This window comes from Bacillus sp. LR--39 (genome assembly GCF_053613335.1).
In genome coordinates this window covers 1-616 of record NZ_JBSIOT010001152.1, presented here as the reverse complement: position 1 = coordinate 616, position 616 = coordinate 1, and the positions used below count along the sequence as shown (strand labels likewise).

Annotated in this window: 1 protein-coding gene; it reads left to right on the top strand. The window is 48.4% G+C overall.

Going from position 1 to position 616, the window contains the following annotated elements; all coding sequences use genetic code 11:
• The coding region (locus tag ACWHAR_RS29085; RefSeq protein WP_452088696.1) for a ribosome biogenesis GTPase Der at window positions 1–616 on the top strand (616 nt) is incomplete at both ends.

Below are 616 nucleotides of genomic sequence, written 5' to 3'. Positions count from 1 at the left end.
ACCCGAGACGAAGTATGAGGATGAAGTCGTTCAATTTTGCCTCATCGGCCGGCCGAACGTCGGAAAATCCTCCCTTGTAAACGCCATGATTGGAGAAGAGCGCGTTATCGTCAGCAATATTGCGGGAACGACGCGCGACGCCATTGACACGAGGTTTACATACAATCAAAGAGACTTTGTCATCGTGGATACAGCCGGGATGAGAAAAAAGGGGAAAGTGTATGAGGCAACTGAAAAATACAGCGTCCTCCGAGCTTTAAAGGCGATCGACCGTTCAGAAGTCGTCTGCGTCGTCTTGGACGGCGAAGAAGGCATTATTGAGCAGGACAAGCGGATTGCCGGCTATGCGCATGAAGCAGGAAAAGCTGTTGTCATCGTCGTAAACAAATGGGATGCAGTCGAAAAAGACGAGCGGACGATGAAAGAATTTGAAGAAAAGGTTAGAGACCACTTTCAATTTTTGGACTACGCGCCTGTTTTGTTTATGTCCGCTTTGACTAAAAAGCGCATCCATACGCTGATGCCTGCGGTCATGACGGCGAGCGAAAACCATTCGATGAGGGTGCAGACCAATATTCTTAATGATATCATTATGGATGCGGTGGCTATGAACCCG